Origin of the sequence: Streptomyces sp. NPDC051020 (assembly GCF_040683105.1) — a bacterium.
Classification (GTDB): domain Bacteria; phylum Actinomycetota; class Actinomycetes; order Streptomycetales; family Streptomycetaceae; genus Streptomyces.
Genome location: NZ_JBFBCG010000245.1, coordinates 1 through 1,074, shown reverse-complemented (window position 1 = coordinate 1,074; position 1,074 = coordinate 1). Strand labels below are relative to the sequence as shown.

1 protein-coding gene is annotated in these 1,074 nt (G+C 70.6%); it reads left to right on the top strand.

Annotated elements, in window-relative coordinates; genetic code table 11:
- Positions 1–96: 96 nt before the first annotated feature.
- Positions 97–1,074, top strand: a 978-nt coding sequence (locus AB0N06_RS38990) for a transposase (RefSeq protein WP_366139393.1), incomplete at its 3' end; no start/stop codon positions are given.

The following is a 1,074-nucleotide window of genomic DNA, read 5'->3' as shown; positions in this document are numbered from 1 at the left end:
GACTCTGCTGCCCAATTCACTGCGGGGATGAGGGCGGGTCCGCGATGATCGTTCCTGAGGTCGCTTCTCCGTCGTGCGGCCGTGGAGGCGGTACGGATGTCGATGCGGCCGGTGGGACTGCCGGAGATCCCGGAGCAGACCGTGGTGGTGGCGCGGGCGGCGTTCCCGAAGGGGAGTCTGGCGATACGGGTGCGGGACCGCCTCGCGGAGGTCTTCGTCGATGAGCCGTTCGCCGAGGCGTTCGGGGTGCGCGGGGCGCCGGGCCTGTCGCCTGGGGTGTTGTCGCTGGTGACGGTGTTGCAGTTCGCCGAGGACCTCACCGATCGGCAGGCCGCGGCGATGGCGGTGCGGGCCATCGACTGGAAGTACGCGCTCGGGGCGGAGCTCACCGACGCCGGCTTCGATGCCAGTGTGCTCAGCAAGTTCAGGGCCCGGCTCGCGGACAACGGCATGGAGCGGGTGGTCTTCGACCGGCTCCTTGAGCACTGCAAGGACGCCGGTCTGGTGGCGGCCGGGCGCAAGCAGCGCACCGACTCCACCCATGTGATCAGCGCGGTGCGGGACTTGAACCGCCTGGAGCTGGCCGGCGAGAGCGTGCGCGCTGCCCTGGAGGCCCTCGCGGTCGCGGCTCCCCTCTGGCTGGCCGGGCAGATCGACGTGACGGAGTTCGCCGAGCGGTACGGGCCGCGGGTCGACGGCTGGCGCATGCCGCCCTCGCAAACGAAACGCGACCGCCTCGCCCAGGTCTTCGGCCAGGACGCCCTCGCCTTGTGCCGGGCCGCCTGGGCCGATGACACCCCGGTTTGGATCCGTCAGATCGAGGCCGTGCACCTGCTGCGGCAGGTCCTCGTGCAGACCTACATCATCCGCAGCGACAGCCGGGGACGGCAGGTGATCAAGAAGCGGGACGCCGACGACGGCGTCCCGCCCGGTCAACTCCGCCTGGCCTCCCCCTATGACGCGGACGCACGCTGGGCGGCCAAGGGCGATGACCTGTTCTGGATGGGCTACAAGATCCACCTCACGGAAACCTGCTCCACTCTCCCCGACGCCGACGCCGACGCCGACGCCGAC